Raw genomic sequence first — 25,349 nt, 5'->3', positions numbered from 1 at the left:
TACGATTCTATGAGTCGTAGTTATGGAGCGCAAGTCCTGTGTTCGGGGTGAGCCTGTGAAAAATCAGGGAGCGACCCGGCGAAAGGCGATGTCGAGAACGGGAAGTGGCATCGACATGAGGGGGATGGACGTGTGGCCGTACAAGCGTTGCGGGCTTGCCGCACGGGATCGGCGGCTTCGATGCGTCACGGCGGCGGGATGCATCGGGACAGGTGGCTGCGCCATGCCAACGCCCATCGCCACGCCAGGCGGCGTGGCGATGATCAACAGGTTGCCGCGACTTAACCGAGCGGCCAGTTCAGAATCGCGATGCCGTCGTTGTAATCCCCATCGCCACCGTCCTCCGACCCGACGAGCCCGAAGTAGGTCTTCTTGAAGATGTCGACCTGACGCGAGCCGATCTTCGACGGCTTGCCGTTCGCGGTCACGACCACGCGCACCTTCCCCTTGCCCGAGTTCACGATCTGCGTGTTCAGGTTCGCGTCCTGCGTGCCGGCACCCTGGAACGTCGCGGCTGGCTTCGTGTTGTCGTCGACGAAGACCTCGATCGTCTGCTGTGCAGACGAATTGACCAGCGCGGTCACGCCGAATGCGATGTTCGGCGGCAGGTTGAAGATGCCGTCGCGTTCGCCGCCGCCGGTCGTCGTGGGATCCGGCTGCGCGGGTTGCGGCGTCGCTTTCGAGAAGTAATTGACCACCGCGCCGACACCGAACTTCGCCGCCGCGCCGGGCAGCACGCCGGGTGCGCCGGCCCACGTTACCGTGCAGGCGACGACTTGCCCTGCCGCATCGGTTTTTACCTTGTTCTGCCAGCTGCCGACATCGAAGCTGTACGGGATCGTCGCGATATCGACGAACACGTCGTACTGCGGCAGTTTCTCGACCAGTTGTGTGGTCATGAACTGACGCATCCGGTCGAGCACGGCCTGGTCGCCGCTGGCTTGTACGGCGGTGGCGTCGTTGCCCGCGAGTTGCAGCAGCGCATACAGGTCGTCATGGGTAAACGGTTGTGACATGTCGTCCTCGTCTGAATGGAATATCTCGCGTCGCGCAGCCGGTGAATGGAGGTCACCGTGCCGCGCGCGGAGCAAAGCGTGGGACTGCCAGAACGATTCGCAATGTGTGGTTGGCCCCGTCGCCATTGCGATGTGTCGTGACTGCCGATCGATCAGTCGAGCGGCCAGTTCAGGAATACGATGCCGTCGTTGTAGTCGTCGTCCGTGCCGTCTTCCGACCCGACGATCCCGAAGTACGATTTCTTGAAGATGTCGACCTGCCGCGAACCGAGCCGCGACGGCTTGCCGTTCACCGTCACGACTACGCGCACGCGCCCCTTGCCAGAGTCGAGCACCTTCGTGCCCAGGTTTTCGTCGTGCGAGCCGGCACCCTTGAACGTGGCGGCCGGTTTCGGGTTGTCGTCGATGTAGATGTCGATCGTCTGTTCGTTCGCCGCGTTCGCGAGCGCGGTGACGCCGAACTTGATGTTGGCCGGGAGGTTGAACGTGCCGTCGCGTTCGCCGCCGCCGCCGATGTTGCCGGCGCCGCCGGTTCCGCTGCCGCCGCCGGTTTCGGCACCCTGATTGCCGCTGCCATGCGACGACGATTGCACGACCGTGTCGCCGATCGCGGAAAGGCTCGCAAACGAATCGATATGGATCGTGCTGCCGCGCACGCTTTTCCATTGGCCTTTCACGAACGTCACGCCGCTCGCGACGTCGATGGCGACGACGAGCGTGAACGGCGAGCGTCCGCTGGTTGCCGGGGCTTTTTCCGAATGGGTGAAGCAGCCTTCGGCGGCGACGCCCTTGTCGGTCGCGATCGCGAAATAGATGCCGGGGTAGTTGTCGCCGGTGGCGTACGGTGTCGGCACGTTGAGCGTGACGAGCAGCTTGCCGTCGCGAATGGTGTCCTTTTCTTTCGTCAGGTCGAGATGCAGGCCGGGAATGTCGACGTAAGCCTCGGACGTGATGACGGGCGCGCTGTTGATCGATGCCGAAAAGATGGGCATGGCGGTCTCCTGAAGGCGATACGGGTTTTGATCGGGGTGCTTCGCGGTTCGACGCGGAACCACCGGGCCGCCTTGCAGGCGGCGGTCCGGCGGTCATCGGTCAATCGGTGGCTGGCCGATCAGCCGATCGGCCACTGGAGCACGACGATGCCGTCGTTGTAGTCGCTGTCGTGGCCGTCTTCCGACACGACGATCCCGAAGTTGACCGTGTACGGCGAACCGTCCGATTTCTTGCCGTTGATTGGCGCGAGGCGCGCATCGGTGGCCGACGGCTTGCCGTTCACCGACACTTCGAAGCGGAGCTTGCCGTTGCCGGAATTGAGCGTGACTTCACGCGTGCCGTCGCGCGTCGTCAGCTTGTGATAGGCGGCCGGTTCCTTGCTGTCGCCGATAAACAGCTTGATGTGTTGCTGCTCGGCGGCATTCGCGAAGAAAATCGCGCGGAAATCGGTATTCGGCGGAATCGAAAATTCGCCGGCACGGTTGGAAGACGTTTGAGAGTCGGCCATGCTTGCCTCCTGAGGAGTGTTGGATAAGGCGTGATCCTTGTCGCGCAAACGTTTGCCGTTTGAAGCGCGACGTACCAAGCATGGCGAAAAATAAATAAAAAAATATTCGAGCGGGAATGGTTATTGTTCAGTAAATCGAAAATCAAGGTTAATCGATTTAATGAAATTGATTTAATGAACTGTTTTTCGATGTATTTGAGAAATTATATCGGCACGCATATCGTTTTATTGAACGATACGTGGCCGTACCGGAGAGGAGAGAGACGGAGGGCGCAGCGGACAATCGGGCTTCGGAGCAGACGCTCGGCGTTCGCATATGGCAGCGTTGTCGTTTCAACATCAGCATCTCGGTCGTGGCCGCGCCCACCGGCCACCGCCGAACGCCCGCACCGAAGCCCGATTGCAAGGGGAAGGCGTGCGGCGACCGGCGAAGAGGATGGACCGACTCACTCCGAACATGAATAGGACCTCACCGGTGCCGCACCCGTGAAGCATATCGACAGGGCGGGGCGCCGCCTATCGGACAGGGCTGATTTCGCGCGCCCGCGCACCGCACGATTTCAGCGGGCCCGGTTGACAGCAGCGTGCACCCTGTGATTTGATTCCGGCCATGCAAGCCGCCCAGTCCCTCTTCTCGCTACGACTACTAGCCCGTTTCTCCGGGCTGGGTCTGCGGCTGCGCGCTTTCCATCTGCTTCTTTCCTGAAGCGCCAGATTTCCCCCGTATCACCGACCTGGCCCCGGTTGTCGACCGGCGCCTGAGTTCGTCTTTTTTCCGTATCGCTCCGCTCCGTCCCGGTCGCTCAACCGCCAAGGCTGCTGTTCGCCGTACCGCTTTGCCGTTGTGCCGTTTCATCGCTGTCACCGCTGCGCGCGCAGCCGGCCTCTCCCGCTGAAGGCCGCCGCGACGTGGTTTCCCGACAAACCGACCGAGGACCGAACACCATGATGCTGAAGAACCCCGCGACGAAGTACCGACCGTTTACGCCCGTCAACCTGCCGAACCGCACGTGGCCGACGCGCACGATCACGCAGGCGCCGATCTGGATGAGCACCGACCTGCGCGACGGCAACCAGTCGCTGTTCGAGCCGATGGACGCCGCGCGCAAGATGCGGATGTTCAAGATGCTGGTCGCGATCGGCTTCAAGGAGATCGAGGTCGCGTTCCCGTCGGCGTCCGAGACCGACTTCAACTTCGTGCGCGAACTGATCGAAGGCGGCCACATTCCCGACGACGTGACGATCGAGGTGCTTACGCAGGCGCGCGACGACCTGATCGAGCGCACGTTCGAGTCGTTGCGCGGCGCGAAGCGCGCGATCGTGCACCTGTACAACGCGACCGCGCCGGAATTCCGCAAGATCGTGTTCGGCCTCGATCGCGACGGCGTGAAGGCACTCGCGGTGAACGCCGCGCGCACGATCAAGCGCTTCGCCGACGCCGCGACCGGCACGCGTTTCACGCTGCAATACAGCCCGGAAACCTTTACGTCGACCGAACTCGATTTCGCAAAGGAAGTCTGCGACGCCGTGTTCGACGTCTGGCAGCCGACGCCGGAGCACAAGGCGATCGTGAACCTGCCTGCTACGGTCGAAGTCGGCACGCCGAACTTCTACGCGGACCAGATCGAATGGATGCACCGCAACCTCGCGCGCCGCGATGCGCTGATCGTGTCCGTGCATCCGCACAACGACCGCGGTACGGCAGTCGCGGCGGCCGAACTCGCGGTGATGGCCGGCGCGGATCGCATCGAAGGCTGCCTGTTCGGCAACGGCGAACGCACGGGTAACGTCGATCTCGTCACGCTTGCGCTGAACCTCTACTCGCAGGGCGTCGATCCGGGTCTCGATTTCTCGCAGATCAACGAAGTCGCGCGCACGTCCGAGGAGTGCACGCAGTTGCCGATCCACCCGCGCCATCCGTATGTCGGCGACCTGGTGTTTACCGCGTTCTCCGGCTCGCACCAGGACGCGATCAAGAAGGGCTTCGCCGTGCAAAAACCCGACGCCGTTTGGGAAATGCCGTATCTGCCGATCGATCCGAGCGATGTCGGCCGCACGTACGACTCGATCATTCGCGTGAACAGCCAGTCGGGTAAGGGCGGCATTGCGTACCTGCTCGAGCAGAGTTATGGCGTCGCGCTGCCGCGCCGCCTGCAGGTCGACTTCAGCGCGGCCGTGCAGCGCCTGACCGACGACAGCGGGCACGAGGTGACGAGCGCACAGATCTGGTCGCTGTTCCAGCAGGAATATGTCGAAGGCGATGCGCCGCTGCGTTACGTCGGCCATGAGCTGACCGAGCGCGACGGCCGCGAGACGATCGTGCTGACCGCGGACGTGCACGGCGAGCGCCGTGTGCTGCGCGGCGAAGGCAACGGCCCGCTCGACGCGCTGATGCACGCGTTGCGCACGCCGCTGCGGATCCAGCACTACGAGGAACGCGCGCTGTCTCAGGGCGCCGATGCGAAAGCGATCGCGATCGCCGAGCTGGCCGGCGCGGGCGTGCGCGGCAGCGCGTTCGGCGTCGGCATCGACGCGAACCTGACGACCGCGTCGATCCGTGCGGTGATCAGCGGCGTTAATCGCGCGTATGCGCGCGCGGACGACGCGGCGCAGGCGACGTTTTTTGCCGCGCAGCCTGCGGTGAAGGCCGTCGCGTAAGCGGCGCGGTGATGAGCGCGGTGATGAGCGAGCCGGCGTGACGCGAGCCTGACAAACCTGACAGGCGATGACTTCGCCTAACGGGCGTATCGTGCAAGCGGCGCGCGCGGGGCCCGTTTTCCCGCGCCCATCACCATGAGGAATGCGTCATGTCGAAGGACGATGCCCTGCGGGGCGATATCAAGGGACAGGCCCAGACGGCGGACCGCCACAACCTGGCGCGGCCGGCCGCGAACGGCGCGCTGTGGGCGCGCGGTCTTACGACGCAGCGCGTCGCCGACCTGTTCAGGACCTTGCCGGGATTGCCGGGGCACTGGATGCAGTTGCAGAACGAGGTCAACGCCGGGAATCGCTATTTCTACGGTGTCCAGAACGGCAGCGTGACGACCGAGGAAGGGAAGGCGCTGATTCGCTGGATCGCCAACGCGGTCGTGAGCGCCGCCGAGCACGCGTCGTTCGATTTCACGCTGCAGCAACTGCGTTTCACGGCCGACATGGGCTGGCTCAAGCTCCAGCGTGTCAACGGGCGCGTGATGGTGTTTTCGCGGCCGTGAACCGCGTGTCGTGCGGCAGGTCGTGCTTCGGGTTCGATGCCGTTCTGTTGGCCGCGTAGGCGCTGCATCGCGCATCGCGGAGTACGCGAGGCGTCGTTGAATGCGCGACTTCCGGCGCGGGAAGGGTTCATCGGCTGACGCAGCCGTTTTGGTTCGCTCCCCGTTCGTGGGTCATTACGTGCTCGCCGCTTCATGTCGAAGCGGCTTTTTATTCTTCCATATTTCGACTATTATCGAAATATGGAAACGAATCAGACCGTCGCCGCGCTGTCGGCACTCGCGCACGAATCCCGCCTCGCCGTGTTCCGCACGCTCGTGCAGGCCGGGCCACCGGGCCTGCCCGCGGGGCAGATCGCCACGCTGCTGGATGTGCCCCCGTCATCGCTGTCCTTTCATCTGAAGGAACTGGCCCATGCCGAGCTCGTCACGAGCCGGCAGGAAGGCCGCTTCGTCATCTACAGCGCGAACTTCGCGACGATGAACGGCCTGCTGGCCTATCTCACGGAGAACTGCTGCGGCGGCAATCCGTGCTCGCCGATGTCCGCGTGTTCGACGTCGGGTACGCAATCCTGTTGACGCGCGTTCGCGCACCTCGCCCATGACCACCAACGTACTGATCCTCTGCACCCACAACTCCGCGCGCAGCGTGCTGTCCGAAGGGATGCTCAATCACTGGGCCGCGAAGCTCGGCAAGGATGTGCGCGCGTACAGCGCCGGCAGCGCGCCGAGCGGCAGGCTCAATCCGTTCGCGCTGGAAGCGCTGACGAACGCCGGTATCGACGTGAACGGCTACCGCAGCAAGAGCTGGGACGAATTCGTCGGCGACAGTGCGCCTGAAATGCGCGTCGTCATCACGGTGTGCGACAGCGCCGCAGCGGAGACCTGCCCGTACTGGCCCGGCAGCCCCGTGAAAGTGCATTGGGGTTATGCCGATCCGTCGAATGCGTTGGGCGGCGACGACGGGAAGCGCGTCGCGTTCGAACTCACGCGCGAGGCGATCGGCTACCGGATGCTGCAATTGCTGGCGCTGCCGCTCGATCGCGTGAGCGATGCCGAACTCCAGGCGGCGCTGATCGACATTTCGCGAAACTGATCATTTGCATGGCGGCGGCTTGCCGAAGCGCGAGCGCGCCGACTGCGATTTCGAGATTGATATCCGCCCCATGAACACGTCCGACGCCACTCCGGCAGGCAAACTTGTCGCCAAGCCGTCCATTAATTTCTTCGAACGCTACCTGACCGTCTGGGTGGCGTTGTGCATCGTCGCCGGCATCGCGCTCGGCCAGTTGCTGCCGGGCGTGTTCCAGCAAATCGGCCAGATGGAATATGCACAGGTCAACCTGCCGGTCGGACTGTTGATCTGGGTGATGATCATCCCGATGCTCGTGAAGGTCGATTTCGGCGCATTGCACGAAGTGCGTCAGCACGTGAAAGGCATCGGCGTCACGCTCGTCGTGAACTGGCTCGTCAAGCCGTTCTCGATGGCATTCCTCGGCTGGCTGTTCATCCGGCATCTGTTCGCACCGATGCTGCCGGCCGGGCAAATCGACAGCTACATTGCCGGACTGATTCTGCTGGCCGCCGCGCCGTGTACGGCGATGGTGTTCGTGTGGAGCCGGCTGACGGGCGGCGATCCGCTGTTCACGCTGTCGCAGGTCGCGTTGAACGACAGCATCATGGTGATCGCGTTCGCGCCGCTGGTCGGACTGCTGTTGGGAATGTCCGCGATCACCGTGCCGTGGGCGACGCTGCTTACGTCGGTCGTGCTCTATATCGTCATTCCGGTGATCATCGCGCAGGTGTTGCGCAAGCGGTTGCTCGTCAAGGGGCCGGCCGCATTCGACGCCGCGATGGCGAAGATCGGTCCGTGGTCGATCGCCGCGCTGCTCGCGACGCTCGTGCTGCTGTTCGCATTCCAGGGGGAAGCGATTCTCAAGCAGCCGCTGGTGATTGCGCTGCTCGCGGTGCCGATCCTGATCCAGGTGTTCTTCAATTCGGCCCTTGCCTACTGGCTCAATCGCGCGGTGGGTGAGAAGCACAACATTGCGTGCCCGTCGGCGCTGATCGGCGCGTCCAATTTCTTCGAGCTGGCCGTCGCGGCCGCGATCAGCCTGTTCGGTTTTCATTCGGGCGCGGCGCTGGCGACCGTCGTCGGTGTGCTGATCGAAGTGCCGGTGATGCTGCTGGTGGTGCGCGTCGTGAACCGGTCGAAAGGCTGGTACGAGTGTGCTTGAAAAACGGGAAAGCCCATTCGCATGAGTAAGACCGACACCGCGATTCATCGCAATCAAACGGAACACAAGCATGTCTGATTATCCGAACGAGCTGCCGCAACTCGACACCGAATCGTTCCGCGTGCCGGATGCCGGCCAGTTGCGGCCAGCGTCGCCATCCACGCATCCGCCGCGGTTCCTGCTTTTGTACGGCTCGCTGCGCGAGCGATCGCTCAGCCGCTTGCTGACCGAGGAAGCCGCGCGCCTGCTCACGGCGATGGGTGCCGAAGTGCGCGTGTTCAATCCGAGCGGCCTGCCGCTGCCCGACGATGCACCGGAGAGCCATCCGAAGGTCGTCGAGTTGCGCGAGCTGGTGCAATGGTCGGAAGGCATGGTGTGGTGCTCGCCGGAACGGCATGGCGCGATGACCGGGATCATGAAGGCGCAGATCGACTGGATTCCGCTGTCGATCGGCGCGGTTCGGCCGACGCAGGGCAAGACGCTCGCGGTGATGCAGGTCAGCGGCGGGTCGCAATCGTTCAACGCGGTGAACCAGATGCGCGTGCTCGGGCGCTGGATGCGCATGCTGACCATCCCGAACCAGTCGTCGGTGGCGAAGGCGTTCGCGGAATTCGACGAGGCTGGGCGAATGAAGCCGTCGGCTTATTTCGATCGCGTGGTCGATGTGCTGGAAGAACTGGTCAAGTTCACGTTGCTCACGCGCGATGTCGGGCCTTATCTGGTCGACCGGTACAGCGAGCGCAAGGAGAGCGCGGAGGAGCTGTCGAAGCGGGTGAATCAGCGGAGTATCTGACGTACGACGGTGTAGGGGCCTCCCGGCGGTTCGCGGTGAGCCGCCGGCCACTTGCGCGTCGATCCTGATCGCATGCTTGAGTCGTTGCTGTTTGCCGAGTCTTTACTTTCGAGGATCGACGCCATGCAACTCCGCGCTGCCGCAGTATCGAATCTGACCTCGATTGAGGCGCTGCTTCGTGCTTCCGACTTGCCTGTCGCCGGTGTGGCGGATCATTTACCGAATTTCATCGTGGCCGTGGATGCCGACGGCATGACGGCATGCGGCGGCATCGAGTATCACGGCAATTTTGCGCTGATTCGGTCGATAGCGGTGGCTGAAGGCGCGCGTGGAAACGGCCTGGGAAAGGCGGTCGTTTCCCGGTTGCTGGATGCGTGTCGCGGTCGCGCGGTCGAGGCGATCGTGTTGCGCACGACGACAGCCGAGACCTATTTTGCCCGATTGGGTTTCGTGCGCATCGCGCTTGGCGACGTCCCGGGGCCTCTGTTGTCATCCGGTCAGTTCGCCGGTGTGTGCCCGGCATCGGCAACTGTCATGCTTCTTCGCACTACTATCCAGTCTGGCAGGACCGTCGCCGCGTCGCGATGATTGCCGCGGCCGCACCCGTAAATCGGCAACGCCAAAACAGCTTGATCACGATCGCGTTCGCGATGTCGATGAAGAACGCGTTGACCATCAGCACGATCAGGAACGCCATGCGTGACGGGCCGAACCTTGCGGTCACGGCCTGCATGTTTGCGATCGCCGTCGGTGTTGCACCGAGCCCGAAGCCGCAATGGCCGGCGGCTAGCACGGCCGCGTCGTAGTTGCGCCCCGGCAGCCGGTACGTGACGAACACCGCGTACGCGACCATCAGCACCATCTGCGACACGAGCAGCAGGAAGATCGGCAGCGCGAGCACCGCGACGTCGAGCTGGCCGTCGAGCTGGCGAAGAAACGAAGGGCGCCGTGTGCACTGCGTGACGGCATCGCGCACCGCGTCGAAGGCGGTCTGGATGGCTGAAATCATGCGTCCGAGTGTACGGACGGTGCTTTGCCGGACCTATCGGATGTGTCGGGTTCCGGTGTGGCGCTTCCTGCCGGCCGCGACTGACGCGTTACGCGTGCAGTGCTTCCATCTGCCGGCGCGCGTTTTCCAGTCCGGCTTCGACACCGTGCGGCTTCATGTCGAGCCCTTCCGCATAGACGAATTCCACATCGGTGATGCCCATCAGGCCGAGCACGGCCCGCAGGTACGGCGTGACCGTATCCGTATCCTGGCCGACGTGCACGCCGCCGCGTGAACTGAACACGATCGCGCCGACGCCTTCGACGAGGCCCACCGGGTAGGTCTCCGTGTAGCGGAACGTCACGCGTGCGCGTGCGACGAGGTCGAACCAGTTCTTCAACTGCGTCGGCACGTTCAGGTTGTACATCGGCGCGCCGATCAGCAGCAGGTCGCTGCCCTTGAGCTCGGCAATCAGTTCGTCGGACAACACGATGGCGCGTTGCGCGCGCTCGCTCGGGTTGGCCGCGCCGCGCAGCGCGTGAAACAGTTCGCTGTCGAGCATCGGCAGGTCGGTGTCGACGAGATTGCGCACGATCACGTCGTCGGCATGGCCGTTGGCCTGGCGCTCGGCGAGGAACGTGTCGATCAGCGCACCAGTTTGCGACTGACTGCCGTTGATGCTGGATTTGAGGACGAGGATCCGGGCCATGGGGGGGTGCTCCATTGCGAAAGTAAAGACTGGAATCGATCCTAGCATTCACTTTTTATCGCCAAAAGCGATAAGATCGACGCATTGTGTAGCGTATTTGTCCCCAAACGCATGCGAAACAACCTGAAGGGCCTCGACGTCTTCGTCGCTGCGGTGGAAGCGAGCAGCTTCGCGCAGGCCGCCGAGAAACTGCACATCACGCGGTCCGCGGTCGGCAAGAGCATCGCGCGCCTCGAGGAGCGGCTGGGCGTCGTGCTGTTTCAGCGGACGACGCGCAGCCAGAGCCTGACCGATGAAGGGGCGTTGTTCTACGACCATTGCCTGCGCGCGATGGAGCAGATCCAGGCGGGCGAAGCGCTGCTCGAAACCGGCAAATGGCAGATGAAGGGGCGCTTGCGCGTGTCGATGCCGACGCTCTTCGGTCATCTTTGCGTGGCGCCGATCCTGATCGAACTGGCGAAGGCGCATCCCGAGCTCGATCTCGACCTGTCGTTCAGCGATCGCTCCGTCGACCTGGTCGAAGAGCGTTTCGATCTGGCGGTGCGCGTCGGCACGTTGCCGAACAGCAGCGGCCTGGTGGCGCGTCCGCTGGGCGAGCACCGGATGGCGTTCTGCGCATCGCCGGCGTACCTGAGCCGCTGCGGTGAACCCGCGACCTACGAAGATCTCGAACGGCACAAGGCGCTGGCCTATACGCGTTTCGGCCAGGTGCATCGCTGGCCCGTCATCGTCGACGGCCAGCGCGTGGAATTGCAGCCCGCCGTTCGCCTGCTGTCAGACGACCTGAGCGCACTGATGGATGCGGCCGTTGCCGATCTCGGCGTTGCGTGGCTGCCGTACTGGCTGGTGCGCGATGCGCTGCGCGGCGGCACGCTGCGGGAGTTGCTGCCCGACCGGCCGGGCGTGATCTTTCCGATTCACGCGGTATGGCCGTACACGCTGCATCTTCCGCTGAAAGTGCGGGCCGCCGTCGATGCGCTGCAGGAACATCTCCCGGCCCGGCTCGCCGCGGTCGAGGCGCGGATGTGACGAAGCGATGCGGTTGCCTTTCGGCCGACGTGCGTTACTGGCCGAAGCGGTCCGCCACGGCGTCTTTCAGCCGCGCGGCGGTGATCTCGCCCATGTGCGATTCGACGAGATTGCCTTTCGCATCGAAGAAGAGCGTCGTCGGCAGCCCGCGCGAACCGTAGGCCTGCATCGCGTGCAGCGTGCGGTCGAGCAGCACGTGATCGAACCGCAGCCCTTTCTGTTCGAGGAACGCGCGCACCGCTTGCGCGTCTTCCCCCTGGTTGACCATCAGCACCGTCATCCCCGGATGATCCTGCTGCGCTTGCGCGAGGATCGGCATTTCGCGCTGGCACGGCGGACACCACGTGGCCCACAGGTTCACGACGACGGGTTTGCCCGCGAAGCGTTGCACCGGCACCGGCGTGGCGTCGAGCGCTTCGAGCTGCAACGCGGCAAGCGGCGGCGCGCTGTGCTGCAATGTTGCGAGCGTGCCCTGCGCGATGCCCCATGCGGCGAGGCCCGCGAGCATGCCGGCCATCACCGGGCGACGCAGTGCGGGCAGGTGGCGCAGGCGCCAGCCCGCGAACACGAGCGCGGCCGCGACGCCGATGCGCCAGTCGAAGCCGCCGTCGCCGAGCGCGACGATCGAGCGCGGCGCGGCCGCGTAGTCGCGCCACCATTGCGCGACATAGCCGATGCGCGCGGCGAGCAGCCCGAGCAGCAGCACGTCGAGGATCAGGCTCGATGCGGTCTTGTGATGGCCGTCGGGTGGGCGGCGCTGGATGACACGCGCGACGAGCCACGCCAGCAACGCGGCGACGGCTACCGCGACGACGCGGATCGAGAAGGGACCGATGCTCAGCATGAAGGGATCAGGTTGGATGTCACGGTGCGGGGCAGATGGAGGGATTGTCCGCCGTGGCGACGAAGCCGTCGACAGGCGTGCGGCGTTTCGACTGGCTGCCGCGAATGCGGGTTCCCTTTGAGAACGTAACGGCGTATTGCGGATTCGGATGCGCGCGCTGGGTTCGAGACTGCGCGACGTTCATGCAGACGAAGCGCGAACCAGACTGGGCTGATGGTCGGTCGCGGATGCTTCCACAACAATAGATACACCGGCTCGGAGTGGTGTCCGCCGGTATCCCGAACAGGGATCTCTCCTTGGCGGCCGCTCCTCCGCGAGCGGCCGCTTTTTTAGCGTCGTGCGTGCGGGTGTGAATGCCTTGTGGCGGTCGGTGGGTGCGGCCGCGCTCCGATGCATATCGTCGAATCGATTGAAAATCGCTTCGGTGTTTATGCGTCGCGGTATGTACACCGATGAATCGCCGGGACAATGCGCGGCGAGTGATGAATGGCGCTGGAGATTCGCTGTTACTTTCGCGGGTCGTCTATTGACGGGCGATTACTGGCCGTTGCCGGACGCCGATTCACCTAGTCGGTACGCCGTAAAGAACTCATACCACGGCGTCCGTTCCCCGGCAGGCACGCCGAGTGCCGTCGTACGACGTTTCAGCATGCCGAACACGTCGTTGATGAATACGGTCAGCGTCTGGTCGCGGAACGGTACCGGCTGCGCCCGCCCTGCGGCGAACGCACCGTATGCGATTGCCAGCAGACGCGCCTGGTCATCGGTGCCTGCGATGGCTGCGTCGATCGTTTCGACGAGGCGCGGCCGGTCTTCGGCGCGCGATCCGGACAGGCACAGGAACACGAGCGCCGACAGCTCATGCAGGTCATTTACCTGCAGCAACGCAGGCAGCCGCGTGACGATCCGTTCGACCGGCTCTTCGCGCAGCGCATCGCCGAAATCGAGCACGGCGGTCATCGGGTTGCGGTCCGATTTCAGTCGGTCGAGGGCAGGCGCGCCAGCTGGCATCGCTGCCGGCGCAGACCGCAACGCATCGGCCACCTGCCGGGTCCATTCCGGAAAGATCATCCGCACGTTGCCGAACTGCTCGCCGCCTTCCGCCGCCGGATTCCATCGATACACGATCGTGCCGCCGCGAATGAACGGCGAATACAGGTGTTCGGGCGTTTGCGGCAGCGGCCGCCGGTTGATCGGCAGCCAGGCGAGCGTCAGCCAGTCATAGCGGCCGGTGGCGGGCACGGCAGGGCTCGAACTCGCGACGACCTGCCACGTGCCGCGATTCGCATAGCGGCGGCGCGCATCGGGCACCGGGACGGTCTGCCCTTTCGCGGTGTCGAAGTACGTCGTGCCGGTCACGTTCGTGCCGCTGTCCGCGGCCGGGGTGAGGGTGGAGATGACCCACGACGCACCGTCCGCCGAACGGTAGTCGGACGGCTTCAGCGTCGCGACGTCGTGCACCATGCGCGTTTCCGCCGCGACGGGGCTCGGGGGGAGGTTGGCGGGCGCGGCCAGGATGCTCGGCATGGGATGTCCTCGGAATCGGGTGCGCATCGCCGGGCGGGAACGACGCACGGAGGCGCGGATTGTTTTATGTCACTGTAGAACGTCGCCGCCGGAAACGGAAACCGGCGACGCGATGTGGCGCGACTTGCTCACGCGTTCCGCCGCTTCGGCTTACCATGCGCATCCTGAGCCAACGACGCACACCGGGCGGGAGCGCGCATGACCGACACGAAAGCCATCACCGAACACTGGGCGCAGGTCGCCGGCCAATGGATCGACTGGGCCGGCAAGCCCGGGCACGATGCGTTCTGGAAATACCGCGCGGGGCTCGCGGCCTATATCGGCCGCGACACCGGCCGCGCGCTGGAGATCGGCTGCGGCGAAGGCCGCGTGAGCCGCGAGCTGAAGGCGCTCGGCTACGACGTGACCGCGAGCGACGTGGTGCCCGCGATGCTCGACGCCGCGCGTCACGCGGATTCCGCGCATCGCTACGAGCTGGCCGACGCGGCGTCGCTGCCGTTCGACGCGGCCAGCTTCGATCTCGTGATGGCGTACAACGTGCTGATGGATCTTGACGACATGCAGCGCGCATTGAACGAGGCGCGCCGCGTGCTGAAGCCGGGCGGGCTGCTGTTCATCTCGCTCGTGCATCCGTTTCGTGATCGCGGCGGCTTCGCGGGGCCGCAACCCGATGCGCCGTTCGTGCTGAAGGGCAGCTATTTCGGACGAGAGCACTTCGACGGCGTGGAAACGCGGGACGGGCTGTCGATGCATTTCGCAGGCTGGTCGCTGCCGCTGCAGGCGTATATGGAGGCACTGGAAGCGGCCGGGTTCGCGATCGTGTCGCTGCGCGAGCCGCCGCCCGACCAGGCCGATACGGACCAGTTGAAGCAGTGGGCGCGCGTGCCGCTGTTTCTGTGGATCAAGGCGCGGCCGGTGGAGTGAATCGGTAGCCCCGGGGCTACCAAGTTTGCCGAAGCGGCCGTTCCCGGGAGGGATCATGGCCTTCAATCGGGCGGGGCGAACGAGCCGTGGCGCTTAGGCACGGCTCGCCCCGCTCAGCTCAGCGCGACAACTCCTTCCGGTAGAGCACGGCCCCCGGCTTGTCCGCGACGGTGTCGTAGAGCCGCATCGCGGTGTGGTTCGTCTCGTGCGTCTGCCAGTACACGCGTTCGGCGCGATGCGCACGCGCGGTGTCGTACACGGCTTCGATCAGCGCGCGCCCGACGCCCTTGCCGCGTTCGCTGTTGGGCGTGAACAGGTCTTGCAGGTAGCAGGTCGGTCCGGCGTGCGTCGTGCTGCGGTGATACAGGAAATGCACGAGCCCGACGAGCTTGCCGTCACGTTCCGCGACGAAAGCATGAATGGGCTCGTAGCCGTCGAAGAAGCGCGACCACGTGAGCTGCGTGATGCGCAGTGGCAGGGCCGTGTCGTCGAAGCGGCCGTAGAAGCGGTTGTAGCCGTCCCACAGCGGCAGCCACTGGTCGTAGTCGTCTTCCGTGACCGCGCGTACGGTCAGTCCTGTGTTGTTGGTGTTCATGTGGGCGGACCTTTCGATGAGAAGGGCGCGCGCTGCCGATCCGGCCGGCGCGTCGCAGGTCTCTACGATAGGAAGTTCGCGGCACCACGGGTAGGCCCATGACGACTGCATTTCATGGTGCCACGGCCAATGGTCGAGCAGCCGCGCGACAGGATCGTGATGATGCGGCAACCCGACCGTGCTGTTTCTCGACGAGGCGAGTTCCGCGCTCGATGAAGCAACGGAACGCGACATCATGGAACACGTGCGGCTGCTCGCCCGCGACGTCACGGTGATCGCGATCACTCACCGGCGCTCGGTCATCGGCGCGGCCGACAAGGTCGTGCGGCTCGGCCACGCAGGCGTGCCGGCCTGACGCAGCCACGCAGCCGCGTCGCCGCGGCCGCTTTTTACCCGCGCATCGGCGGATTGAGCCGCGCGAACGCCGCCTGCCGGCGATACGGGAAATACGGATAAGGCGCTTCCACGGCGCTCGCCGCATCGAGCTTCGCGACCTGCGCATCGGTCAGCGCCCAGCCTGCCGCGCCGAGGTTCTGCCGCAACTGTTCCTCGTTGCGTGCGCCGATGATGACCGACGACACGGTCGGCCGCTGCAGCAGCCAGTTCAGCGCGATCTGCGGCACCGTCTTGCCGGTTTCCTCGGCGATCGCGTCGAGCACGTCGACCACGTCATACAGGCGCTCGTCGTCGACCGGCGGCCCGTAGCTGGCCGTTTCATGCAGGCGGCTGCCTTCGGGCAGCGGCGCGTTGCGCCGGATCCTGCCGGTGAGCCTGCCCCAGCCGAGCGGGCTCCACACGAGTGCGCCGAGGCCCTGGTCGGCACCGAGTGGCATCAGGTCCCACTCGTAGTCGCGGCCGACGAGCGAGTAGTACACCTGGTTCGCCACGTAACGCGACCAGCCGTGCCGGTCGGCCACCGCCAGCGACTTCATGATCTGCCACCCCGCGAAGTTCGACACGCCGATGTAGCGCAGCTTGCCCGCGCGCACGAGATCGTCGAGCGTCGACATCACTTCCTCGACCGGCGTGAGCGCGTCGAACGCATGAAGTTGCAGCAGGTCGATGTAGTCGGTGTCGAGGCGACGCAGCGCGTCGTCGACGGCACGGACCAGCCGCGCGCGCGACGTGCCCGCATCGTTCGGGCCGTCGCCGGTTGGCAGGCCCGTCTTCGTCGAGATCAGCACCTGATCGCGACGCCCCTTGATCGCGGCGCCGAGCACGCGCTCGGATTCGCCGTCCGAATACACGTCGGCCGTGTCGAACAGGTTCACGCCGGCTTCGAGGCAGATGTCGATCAGGCGGCGCGCTTCGTCGACGCCCGTGTTGCCCCATGCGCTGAACAGCGGGCCGGTGCCGCCGAACGTGCCGGCGCCGAAGCTCAGGACGGGAACCTTGAGGCCGGAGCGGCCGAGGGTGCGGTATTCCATGGCGGGTTTCCTTTGAATGATCGTAGTGCCCGGGGCGAGCGGCCGTGACGCCGAGCGTTGCCACACTGTATCGCTTGCGGATATTTCGGATAATTGGTCAGATTTCGAAAATATCCTTCGGAAGGAGCGAACAATGCTGCTCGACAATCTCGCGCTGTTCCTGCGCATCGTGGAGAAGGGCGGGCTGGCCGCGGCGGGCCGCGAGGTCGGGCTGTCGCCGGCCACGGTATCCGAGCGGCTGACGGCGCTCGAGCGCCACTACGGCGCGGCGCTGCTCACGCGCACGACGCGCGCGATCAGCCTGACCGACGAGGGCCGCACGCTCGTCGACGGTGCGCGGCGCCTGCTGGCCGAAGCCGGCGAACTCGAAAGCCGTGTGCGGCTGGGCGTGCAGACGCTGTCGGGGCCCGTGCGGCTCAGCGCACCGGCCGATCTCGGGCGCGAGCGCGTCGTACCGGTCGTCGATGCGTTCCTGGCCGAGCACCCGGGTGTGACGGTCGACCTGCATCTCGGCGACGGTTACGTCGATCTCGTCGGGCAGGGGCTCGATTTCGCGATTCGCCGCGGCACGCTCGCGGACAGTTCGCTGCGCAGCCGTTCGCTCGGCCGCGCGCGGCGCGTGGTGTGCGCGTCGCCCGCGTATCTCGCCGCGCACGGCACGCCAGCGCATCCGGACGATCTCGCGTCTCACGACTGCATCGTGATGCGTTTCGGGCCGGACCTGTATGCCGACTGGCCGTTCAGCATCGATGGCGAACCGAAGCGCGTGATGGTGCGCGGCCGCCGCGTGGCCAACGACGGCGCGCTCGTGCGCGCGTGGTGCATCGCGGGGCATGGCGTCGCGCTGAAGTCGCTGGTCGACGTCGAGCAGGATCTGGCGTCCGGCGCGCTCGTCGAGATCCTTCGCGACTTCTCGCCGGGCGACGTCGACTTGCAGATCGTCTATCCGGGCAGTGCCGCGCAGCCGACGCGCGTGCGCGCGTTGATCGACAGGCTCGTGCAGGCGCTGACTGCGGCGTAACGCAGGCTACCCAGGCTGTCGCGCAACGTTGAAGCAGCGATTCCGTCGCGCTTGCATCGCGTGTCGATGCGGCATCCGTGCACGCCCCATCGCCGGCTGAAATCGTCCGTCAAACCGATTGTCCACATTTCGTCATTTAGCTAATATTCAAAACGTTAAACGAACCCGCAATCCCATGGACGACGTTACTCGCATCAGCGCCCTGGCCAACGAAAGCCGTCTCGCCGTGATGCGCTGGCTCAAGCAGCCGCGCAAGCATTTCCCGCCGCAGCCGCACGGCGACTTCGACGAGCTTGGCGTGTGCTGCACGTACATCACCGAGAAGCTCGGCATCGCGCCGGCCACGACCACGCGCCACATGCGCATCCTCGCGGATGCCGGGCTCGTGCGGGCGACCCGCGTCGGCAAGTTCACGTACTACAAGCGGATCGACGGCGCGCTGCAGCAGCTCGGCCACGATCTCTCGCAACTCTGATTCCCACCGAGGCAACCGACATGGACGAACTTGCACTGCTGGCCGACGCCGACCGGCGCGCGCATGCATATCTGGCCGCAACCAGCGAGCGACGCGCGTTTCCCGACGCGGCCGCGCTGGCCGGCCTCGCCGCATTCGACGAGCCGCTGCCCGACGCGGGTCGCCCGGCCGACGACGTGCTGCGCCTGCTCGACGAGCGCGGCACGCCCGCGACGGTGGCGTCGAACGGCCCGAACTACTTCGGCTTCGTGATCGGCGCGGCGCTCCCGGCTGCCGCTGCTGCCGAGCGATTGATGCTCGCGTGGGACCAGTGCGCGTCGTCGTACGCGAATTCGCCGGTCGCGGCGACGATCGAGCGCCAGGCCGCACGCTGGGTCGTCGATGCGCTCGCGTTGCCTGAAGGCAGCGCGGTCGGGTTCGGCACGAGCGCGACGGCCTGCACGCTCGTCGCGCTGGTGGCCGCGCGGCGCGCGCTGCTCGCGCGCAAGGGCTGGGATATCGACGAGGACGGGCTGATCGGTGCGCCCGAAGTGAAGGTCGTGATCTCCGCGCTCGCGCACATCACGGTGAAGAAGGCGCTGCGCGTGCTCGGCTTCGGGATGAAGCGCATCGTCGTCGCGCCGGTCGACGCGCACGGCCGTATCGACCCGGCCCAGTTGCCGCCGCTCGACGACATGACGATCCTCTGCGTGCAGGCCGGCGAAGTGAACACCGGCGAATTCGATCCGTTCGCGGCGCTGATCCCGCCCGCGAAGGCGGCCGGCGCATGGGTGCACGTGGACGGCGCGTTCGGCCTGTGGGCGCGCGCCTCGTCGAAGCGCGCGCTGACGGACGGCATCGACGGCGCGGACAGCTGGACGACCGACGGCCACAAGTGGCTCAACACGCCGTACGACGGTGCGATGGTGATCTGCCGCGACGCGGCCGCGCTCGCCACCGCGATGAACAGCGATGCCGTCTACCTGAGCGGCGCACAGGATGCGCAGAAGAACCTGAACCTCGAATTCTCGCGGCGGGCGCGCGGCATTCCCGTGTGGGCTGCGTTGCGTGCGCTCGGCCGCGCGGGCGTGGCGACGATGGTCGAGCGGCATTGCGCGCAGGCGGCGCGGGTCGCGGACGGCCTGCGCGCGGCCGGCTACGACGTGCTGAACCGCGTCGTGCTGAACCAGGTGCTCGTGCGCGCCGGCACCGACGACGAAACCGCGGCGATCCTCGAAGCCGCGCAGGCATCGGGCGACGTATGGTTCGGCGCGACCGTGTGGCAGGGGCGTCCGGCGTTCCGGATCAGCGTGTCGTCGTGGCGCACGGAAGATGCGCACATCGATCGGCTCATCGCATTGCTGACGGCGCTGCGCGGCGTGCACGTGCGCTGAGCGTCATGCGGCGTCCGTGCCCGTCACGGCGGCGGACGCCACCTTCAGGCATTCGATGAAGTGCAGCGCGGCCGGCGTCAGCAACGCATGCCGCCGCATCACGATCGCGACCGTCAACGCCGGCATCGGCTCGGCGAGATCCAGTACGACGATGCCGCGCGACTTGCGCTCGACATCGGCGAGCGGTCGCGCGAATACGCCGAGCGCATCCGTCTGCGACACGAGCCCGAGCGTCGCCGCAAACGACGGGCAGTGGACCACGCGCTTCGGCACATCGATGGCGAACGGCACGAAGATCGAGCGGACCAGATCGTCCCCGCCTTCGCCGTAGCGCGGCACGCACCATTGCGCATCGGCGAGCTCGCGCAACGAACGGGCGCGCGCGAGCCGATGCCGGTTTCTCGCGACGACCGCGAACGCCGTCCGGAACAACGGAATGCTCGCGAATTCGTCGGGGTCCGGCAATGCGTTGGCCAACTGATGCGTAACGATGAAATCGAGCGAGCCGTCGCGCAGCCGCGCGAGATCCGTCGCGGTCAACGCGTCGTCGACGTTCAGCGTCGCGCCGGGCAGGTCGCGCGTGAACGCGGCGAACGCGCGCGGCAGGATCGTCAGCGCAACCGTCGGACTGACCGCGATCGACACCGCCCCCGTCGTACCCAGCCGCAACTGTTCGATCTCGTCGCGCGTGCGCTGGATTTCCTCGACGATCAGCCGCGCGCGAATCGCGAACGCGCTGCCGTAATCGGTGAGTGCGATTCCCTTGACGCTGCGCACGACGAGTGGCACGCCCAGCTCCTGTTCGAGCTCGCGCACGATACTGCTGATGGCCGGTTGCGTGACACCCAGCGCGCGCGCCGCACCGCGAATGGTGCGATGCTCGGCGACCGCGAGAAACGCATCGAGCTGCTTGAGCTTCATGAGTGAGCGATCCGGATGCGAAGCAGGCACGGGGTTCCGGACGGAACCCCGGGTGACAAGGAAAATTTATCGTCCACAACGAAATCTTGGATTTTTCTTATTGGATCGAGTGTATATGCTCGGTGCTTTTCAGGAGCGGTCACGATGATTCTCGTTAACCAGCAAAGGCTGTGGGATTCGCTGATGGAGATGGCGACGATCGGCGCAACCGCGCAGGGCGGCAGCTGCCGGCTCGCGCTGAGCGACGACGACGCGCGGGGCCGGCGCCGCTTCATCGCGTGGTGCGAGGAAGCCGGTTGCGAGATCCGCATCGATCCGATCGGCAACGTATTCGCGCGCCGGCCGGGCACGGAACCCGGCTTGCCGGCCGTGTCGTGCGGCAGCCATCTCGACACGCAACCGCTCGGTGGCCGCTTCGATGGCGTGTATGGGGTGCTCGCGGGCCTCGAGGCGATTCGTACGCTGAACGAGCATGGCATCGTGACGCGGCATCCGATCGACGTCGTCGCGTGGACCAATGAAGAGGGCTCGCGCTTCACGCCGGGCATGATGGGCTCGGCCGTCTATGCTGGCACACTGGACCTCGACTACGCACTGGATCGCCCCTGCATGCAGACGGGGGCGCTGCTGCGCGACGAACTCGAACGCACCGGTTTCGCGGGCCCCGCTCGCGAGCGGCAGATGCCGAAAGCGTATTTCGAAGCGCATATCGAACAGGGGCCGGTGCTGGAGCAGGCCGGGTTGCCGATCGGCGTCGTGACGGGCGTGCAGGGCATCTACGAACTCGACGTCACGGTGACCGGCTTCGAATCGCATGCGGGCACGACGCCGATGAGCGTGCGCCGTGACGCGATGGGTGCGGCGGCCGCGATGATCGCCGCGATCATCGAGCACGGCCATGCGTTCGACGCCGATGCGCGCGTGACGGTTGGCCATGTCGCATGCCAGCCGAATTCGCCGAGCACGATTCCGGGCAAGGTGCGCTTCAGCGTCGACGTGCGCCATCCGTCGCGACCGGCGCTGCAGCAACTGGTTGCCGACATCGAAGCGATCTGCTCGCAGCGCACCGCGCTGCGCGGCGCGAGCGTGCAGGTGGAGACGATCGCCGAATATGAGCCGGTGGTGTTCGATGCGAACTGCGTCGCGCGCGTGCGGCAGGCAACGGCCGCCGCCGGTTATCCGTACCTGGAGATGTGCAGCGGTGCGGGGCACGACGCGGTGAACCTGTCGTACGTCGCGCCGTCCGCGATGGTGTTCGTGCCGTGCAAGGCCGGCTTGAGCCATAACGAAGCGGAAGATGCCGATCCCGTGCATCTCGCGCAAGGTGCGTCGGTGCTGGCGAACCTGCTGGCCGATTGCGCGCGTTAGTCGCGTGTGACGGCGGTGTGGATACCACGTCTGCCGGCGTGAAAATATCGGACAATAGCCGCTACGCGCGCCGCGCCGGCGCAGCGTTCAACCGAAGCATTCACGCTTGCGAGATCCCCATGTCGACTCCCTTTCCCCGGGAACTGCTGAAGGCCGCCGATATTGCGAAGATGGAACCGACGCGCGCGGTGCATTCGCTGAAACCCAATGCCGTCCGACTCAAACGACAACTCAGCGACCTGACCGGCCTGACGCAATTCGGTGTCCACCTGCTCACGCTGATGCCCGGTCACGAATCGGCCGAATATCACCGCCACCTGTACGAAGAAGAATTCGTCTACGTGCTGTCCGGCACGGGCTCGGTCACGATCGGCGAACGCGTCAGTGAAATCGGGCCCGGCGATTTTCTGGGCTTTCCGCGCGGCGGAGAAGCGCATACGGTGCAGAACACCGGTGAAGTGCCGCTGGAGTTGCTCGTCGGCGGACAGCGGCTCGAACACGATGTCTGCGAATACCCGCGTAGCGGCAAGCGGCTTTATATCGCCGGCGAGCTTGAAGACTATGTCGAGTTGCCGAAACAGCCGTGATTGCCAATCGCATTCGCAATGTCGAATTCCGTATAAAAAACTGAATCGATTGCCTCTTGTTTAGATAAACAAAATAAAAATTCGTAAAAATACGGGGTAGAGAAACCGCGTTTATTTGGGCACGCTTGTGCGCATTGTCCATTCCCGGGTGCCGGCATTTCGACCTGCCGGCGCGCTTTTTTCAGGCACCCGAATACGGAAATAAATACACGCGTCCGGCAGTTTCGACCGATTGACCGCGTACGCGACAAGTCACGGAAAGATTCCTGATTTAAAGGTCAGTAGTTCGAACCAAAAGCTTGATTCAAGAACGAAGCGGAGACAGGCGATGTCGAGGAACCTGGGGTTGGGAGCGGCGCTGCTGGCGCTGTGCGTTGGCTTGGCTGCGTGCGGCGGCGATGGCGACTCGCCGTCGGCAGCCACTTCGAATCTGTCGGCCGCGGCGCAGTCGCAGGGCAACGAAGACGGCAACGGCGGCAACGACAACGGCAATGGACGCGACAACGGCAACGAAGCAGCGAAAAAGAACGCCGACATTCGCGTCGTTCAGTACGTCAATCCGCTGATCGGCACCGACTACGCGACCGACCAGCCGGCCGACCCGGTCGGCTCGGGTCTTGGCGGCGGAACGTTCCCGGGGCCGACGGTTCCGTTCGGGATGATGCAGTGGAGCCCGATGACGCCCACCGCCCAGTACGACAGCCGCAAAGGCGACGGCTCCGGCTTCTCCGGCGGCTACTGGTACGGCGACACGTCGATCAACGCATTCAGCATCCTGCACCTGAGCGGCACCGGCTGCTGGGCGAACGGCGGCTACCTGAACGTGATGCCGCAGCTCGCGCCCGGCGACGCCGGCACGCCGGCCAGCTTCAGCCACGCGAACGAAACCGCGCAGGCCGGTTATTACGGGGTCACGCTCGGCAACGGCATCAAGGCCGAGCTGACGACGACGGTGCGCACCGGCTTCGCGCGCTTCACGTATCCGGTGCTCGCGCAGGGCCAGCAGGCGACGATCGCGATCGATCCGACCGTGCAGAACAACCGTTCGCAGGGCACGACCGCGGATACGGTGAAGCAGGTCGGCGATCGCGCGCTGTCCGGCACGATCGCGGGCAGCGGTTTCTGCTGGGCCGGGCATGCGGTGCCGCTTTACTACTACGCGGAGTTCAGCCAGCCGTTCGCGGCGAAGCCGGCGCTGGCTGCGAACAGCCCGCTCACCGTGACGTTCGCGGTCGACAAGCAGCACCCGGCCGTGATGATGAAGCTCGGGATCTCGTTCGTCAGCGAAGCGAATGCGAAGGCGAATCTCGACGCGGAAAATCCGGGCGACGAAGCGCACGGCCGCGCGGGCTGGCGCTTCGACAAGGTGCGCCGCGCGGCGAGCGATGCATGGAACGCGCGCCTGAACGCGATCCAGGTCACGGGCGGCAGCGACGCCGACAAGACCAGGTTCTACACCGCGCTGTATCACGCGTCGCTGCATCCGAACGTGTTCAACGACGTGAACGGCCAGTATCCGGACTTCTACGCGTCGAACGGCGCGTCGGCCGCGCCGACGCGTCAGGTCGAGAAAGGCCGCACGATGTACGCGAATTTCTCCGGCTGGGACATCGATCGCTCGTTCATCCAGTTGCAGGCGCTGCTCGATCCGGTGCGGACCAGCGACATCGTGCAGTCGCTCGTGCTCGATGCGAAGGCGTGCGGCGCGTTCCCGCGCTGGGCGTACTTCAATACCGAGACGGCCGTGATGCCGGGCGACGCGGGCTCGATCATCGTCGCGAACGCGCATGCGTTCGGCGCGACGAACTTCGACACGCAGGCCGCGCTGTCGATCATGAAGACCAGCACGGCGCCGGGCGCTGCGTGCGCCGGCACGCCGGTGATGGGCAGCCGCGCGGACTACGACCGGCTCGGCTACGTGCCGTCGTCGGGCTCGGGCGACAACCAGACTGCATCGAACACGCTCGAATATGCGGTGCGCGACTTCGCGGTGTCGCGCTTCGCGACGGCGCTCGGCGATACGGCGACGGCCGGCACGCTGCTGAAGTCGAGCGGCAACTGGCAGAACCTGTTCGACAAGAGCGCGATCCAGCCGAAGACATCGGCGGGCGCCTGGATCACCGACGGCACCGGCTTCATGGAAGGCAACTCGGAGCAATACACGTGGTACGTGCCGCACGATCTCGGCGGCGTGGTCGCGCAGGCAGGCGGCGCCACGTCGGTCGTCAACCGGCTCGACACGTTCTTCACGCACTTGAACATCGGCACCGTGCAGCCGTATTTCTATGTCGGCAACGAAGTGACGATGGCCGTGCCGTGGGTCTATGCGTGGGCCGGCGCGCCGTCGCATACGCAGCGCGTGCTGCACGCGTTGCTCGCGAACGAGTTCGGCACCGGTGCGGCCGGGCTGCCCGGCAACGACGATCTCGGTGCTGTCTCGGGCTGGTACGTGTGGGCCGCGCTCGGCCTCTACCCGGTCGTGCCGGGCGTGAGCGGCGTCGCGCTGTCGAGCCCGCAGTTCGAGAAGATCACGGTGCGCGTCGGGCAGAAGGACGGCAGCTACCGCCTGCTGCACATCGTCGCGCCGGGGGCCGGCTCGGGCGATAACGCGTCGTTCTATGTGAAGTCGCTGAAGCTGAACGGTGCGCCTTATTCGACCGCGTGGCTGCCGTTCGAGCACATCGCGAAGGGCGGAAAGCTGTCGTACTCGATGACTGCCGACGCGAGCGCCACGACGTGGGGCACCGACGCATCCGCGATGCCGTCGTTCCCGCAGGCGGCCAGCGCGCCGTAACGGTCGAAAAG

Annotated in this window: 25 protein-coding genes and 1 pseudogene; 16 read left to right on the top strand and 10 right to left on the bottom strand. The window is 65.5% G+C overall.

Annotation, left to right across the window (positions count from 1 at the left end; translation table 11 throughout):
* Window positions 1-281: 281 nt before the first annotated feature.
* The 3 genes from KEC55_RS26065 to KEC55_RS26055 all read right to left on the bottom strand — a co-directional run bounded on the left by KEC55_RS26065 (window position 282) and on the right by KEC55_RS26055 (window position 2,517).
* The gene (locus KEC55_RS26065; protein ID WP_282507989.1) at window positions 282-1,016 is read right to left on the bottom strand and encodes a fucose-binding lectin II; all 735 of its coding nucleotides are present in this window, start codon (window positions 1,014-1,016) and stop codon (window positions 282-284) included.
* A 152-nt stretch (window positions 1,017-1,168) separates the two neighbouring features.
* Window positions 1,169-2,008 carry a fucose-binding lectin II gene (locus KEC55_RS26060; protein WP_282507988.1) on the bottom strand — a complete coding sequence of 280 codons (840 nt, stop codon included), beginning with the start codon at window positions 2,006-2,008 and terminating at the stop codon, window positions 1,169-1,171.
* 119 nt (window positions 2,009-2,127) lie between these two features.
* Window positions 2,128-2,517, bottom strand: coding sequence for a fucose-binding lectin II (locus KEC55_RS26055; protein WP_282507987.1), 390 nt, complete (start codon window positions 2,515-2,517; stop codon window positions 2,128-2,130).
* 948 nt (window positions 2,518-3,465) lie between these two features.
* Here KEC55_RS26055 and leuA point away from each other — a divergent pair.
* From leuA to arsN2, 7 genes are all read left to right on the top strand, one after another.
* On the top strand, window positions 3,466-5,175 hold the full coding sequence (gene leuA / locus KEC55_RS26050) for a 2-isopropylmalate synthase (RefSeq protein ID WP_282511436.1): 1,710 nt from the start codon (window positions 3,466-3,468) through the stop codon (window positions 5,173-5,175).
* A 149-nt stretch (window positions 5,176-5,324) separates the two neighbouring features.
* Entirely contained in the window at window positions 5,325-5,729 is a 405-nt protein-coding gene (locus KEC55_RS26045; RefSeq protein ID WP_282507986.1) for a peptide ABC transporter ATPase, read from the top strand.
* A 240-nt stretch (window positions 5,730-5,969) separates the two neighbouring features.
* A complete protein-coding gene (locus tag KEC55_RS26040; RefSeq protein ID WP_282507985.1) occupies window positions 5,970-6,305 on the top strand; it encodes an ArsR/SmtB family transcription factor in 336 nt (111 codons plus the stop codon).
* 22 nt (window positions 6,306-6,327) lie between these two features.
* Complete coding sequence (locus KEC55_RS26035) at window positions 6,328-6,822, top strand: arsenate reductase ArsC (protein WP_282507984.1); 495 nt, start codon at window positions 6,328-6,330, stop codon at window positions 6,820-6,822.
* A gap of 70 nt (window positions 6,823-6,892) precedes the next feature.
* Entirely contained in the window at window positions 6,893-7,963 is a 1,071-nt protein-coding gene (gene arsB / locus KEC55_RS26030) for an ACR3 family arsenite efflux transporter (protein ID WP_282507983.1), read from the top strand.
* 70 nt (window positions 7,964-8,033) lie between these two features.
* Entirely contained in the window at window positions 8,034-8,756 is a 723-nt protein-coding gene (arsH, locus tag KEC55_RS26025; RefSeq protein ID WP_282507982.1) for an arsenical resistance protein ArsH, read from the top strand.
* Window positions 8,757-8,879: 123 nt separating this feature from the next.
* Complete coding sequence (arsN2, locus tag KEC55_RS26020; protein WP_282507980.1) at window positions 8,880-9,344, top strand: arsenic resistance N-acetyltransferase ArsN2; 465 nt, start codon at window positions 8,880-8,882, stop codon at window positions 9,342-9,344.
* A gap of 34 nt (window positions 9,345-9,378) precedes the next feature.
* On the opposite strand, the pseudogene KEC55_RS26015 reads toward arsN2, so the two are convergent.
* Window positions 9,379-9,666, bottom strand: a pseudogene (locus KEC55_RS26015) (sodium/glutamate symporter); the annotation flags it as partial.
* A gap of 187 nt (window positions 9,667-9,853) precedes the next feature.
* Window positions 9,854-10,453, bottom strand: a complete 600-nt coding sequence (locus tag KEC55_RS26010) for an NAD(P)H-dependent oxidoreductase (protein WP_282507979.1) — start codon at window positions 10,451-10,453, stop codon at window positions 9,854-9,856.
* Window positions 10,454-10,564: 111 nt separating this feature from the next.
* On the opposite strand from KEC55_RS26010, the gene KEC55_RS26005 reads away from it, so the two are divergent.
* Window positions 10,565-11,482 carry a LysR family transcriptional regulator gene (locus KEC55_RS26005; RefSeq protein ID WP_282507978.1) on the top strand — a complete coding sequence of 306 codons (918 nt, stop codon included), beginning with the start codon at window positions 10,565-10,567 and terminating at the stop codon, window positions 11,480-11,482.
* A 34-nt stretch (window positions 11,483-11,516) separates the two neighbouring features.
* Here the strand turns inward: KEC55_RS26005 and KEC55_RS26000 are convergent, their stop codons facing one another.
* Window positions 11,517-12,326, bottom strand: coding sequence for a TlpA disulfide reductase family protein (locus KEC55_RS26000; RefSeq protein WP_282507977.1), 810 nt, complete (start codon window positions 12,324-12,326; stop codon window positions 11,517-11,519).
* A 537-nt stretch (window positions 12,327-12,863) separates the two neighbouring features.
* Window positions 12,864-13,853 (bottom strand): hypothetical protein, encoded by a 990-nt coding sequence (locus KEC55_RS25995; RefSeq protein WP_282507976.1) that lies wholly within the window; start codon window positions 13,851-13,853, stop codon window positions 12,864-12,866.
* A gap of 198 nt (window positions 13,854-14,051) precedes the next feature.
* Between KEC55_RS25995 and KEC55_RS25990 the strand changes: the two genes are divergently transcribed.
* The gene (locus KEC55_RS25990) at window positions 14,052-14,777 is read left to right on the top strand and encodes a class I SAM-dependent methyltransferase (protein ID WP_282507975.1); all 726 of its coding nucleotides are present in this window, start codon (window positions 14,052-14,054) and stop codon (window positions 14,775-14,777) included.
* Window positions 14,778-14,895: 118 nt separating this feature from the next.
* On the opposite strand, the gene KEC55_RS25985 is transcribed toward KEC55_RS25990, so the two are convergent.
* Entirely contained in the window at window positions 14,896-15,372 is a 477-nt protein-coding gene (locus tag KEC55_RS25985) for a GNAT family N-acetyltransferase (protein ID WP_282507973.1), read from the bottom strand.
* Between the two features lie 178 nt (window positions 15,373-15,550).
* On the opposite strand from KEC55_RS25985, the gene KEC55_RS25980 reads away from it, so the two are divergent.
* Window positions 15,551-15,727, top strand: coding sequence for a hypothetical protein (locus KEC55_RS25980; RefSeq protein ID WP_282507972.1), 177 nt, complete (start codon window positions 15,551-15,553; stop codon window positions 15,725-15,727).
* Window positions 15,728-15,761: 34 nt separating this feature from the next.
* Here KEC55_RS25980 and KEC55_RS25975 read toward each other — a convergent pair whose 3' ends face one another.
* The gene (locus KEC55_RS25975) at window positions 15,762-16,799 is read right to left on the bottom strand and encodes an aldo/keto reductase (RefSeq protein WP_282507971.1); all 1,038 of its coding nucleotides are present in this window, start codon (window positions 16,797-16,799) and stop codon (window positions 15,762-15,764) included.
* Between the two features lie 133 nt (window positions 16,800-16,932).
* Between KEC55_RS25975 and KEC55_RS25970 the strand changes: the two genes are divergently transcribed.
* From KEC55_RS25970 to KEC55_RS25960, 3 genes are all read left to right on the top strand, one after another.
* Window positions 16,933-17,820 carry a LysR family transcriptional regulator gene (locus tag KEC55_RS25970; protein WP_282507970.1) on the top strand — a complete coding sequence of 296 codons (888 nt, stop codon included), beginning with the start codon at window positions 16,933-16,935 and terminating at the stop codon, window positions 17,818-17,820.
* 175 nt (window positions 17,821-17,995) lie between these two features.
* Window positions 17,996-18,295 (top strand): ArsR/SmtB family transcription factor, encoded by a 300-nt coding sequence (locus tag KEC55_RS25965; protein WP_059523766.1) that lies wholly within the window; start codon window positions 17,996-17,998, stop codon window positions 18,293-18,295.
* A 20-nt stretch (window positions 18,296-18,315) separates the two neighbouring features.
* Complete coding sequence (locus KEC55_RS25960) at window positions 18,316-19,668, top strand: pyridoxal phosphate-dependent decarboxylase family protein (protein WP_282507969.1); 1,353 nt, start codon at window positions 18,316-18,318, stop codon at window positions 19,666-19,668.
* A 3-nt stretch (window positions 19,669-19,671) separates the two neighbouring features.
* On the opposite strand, the gene KEC55_RS25955 is transcribed toward KEC55_RS25960, so the two are convergent.
* Complete coding sequence (locus KEC55_RS25955; protein ID WP_282507968.1) at window positions 19,672-20,589, bottom strand: LysR family transcriptional regulator; 918 nt, start codon at window positions 20,587-20,589, stop codon at window positions 19,672-19,674.
* Window positions 20,590-20,733: 144 nt separating this feature from the next.
* On the opposite strand from KEC55_RS25955, the gene KEC55_RS25950 reads away from it, so the two are divergent.
* From KEC55_RS25950 to KEC55_RS25940, 3 genes are all read left to right on the top strand, one after another.
* A complete protein-coding gene (locus KEC55_RS25950; RefSeq protein WP_282507967.1) occupies window positions 20,734-21,957 on the top strand; it encodes a Zn-dependent hydrolase in 1,224 nt (407 codons plus the stop codon).
* 119 nt (window positions 21,958-22,076) lie between these two features.
* The gene (locus KEC55_RS25945) at window positions 22,077-22,544 is read left to right on the top strand and encodes a cupin domain-containing protein (RefSeq protein WP_282511434.1); all 468 of its coding nucleotides are present in this window, start codon (window positions 22,077-22,079) and stop codon (window positions 22,542-22,544) included.
* Window positions 22,545-22,872: 328 nt separating this feature from the next.
* Window positions 22,873-25,338: a GH92 family glycosyl hydrolase gene (locus KEC55_RS25940; RefSeq protein WP_282507966.1), complete on the top strand. Its 2,466-nt coding sequence runs from the start codon at window positions 22,873-22,875 to the stop codon at window positions 25,336-25,338.
* The last annotated feature ends 11 nt before the right edge of the window (window positions 25,339-25,349 follow it).

It is taken from the genome of Burkholderia cepacia (assembly GCF_029962485.1).
Classification (GTDB): domain Bacteria; phylum Pseudomonadota; class Gammaproteobacteria; order Burkholderiales; family Burkholderiaceae; genus Burkholderia.
This window is presented reverse-complemented; position numbering and strand designations above follow the sequence as displayed.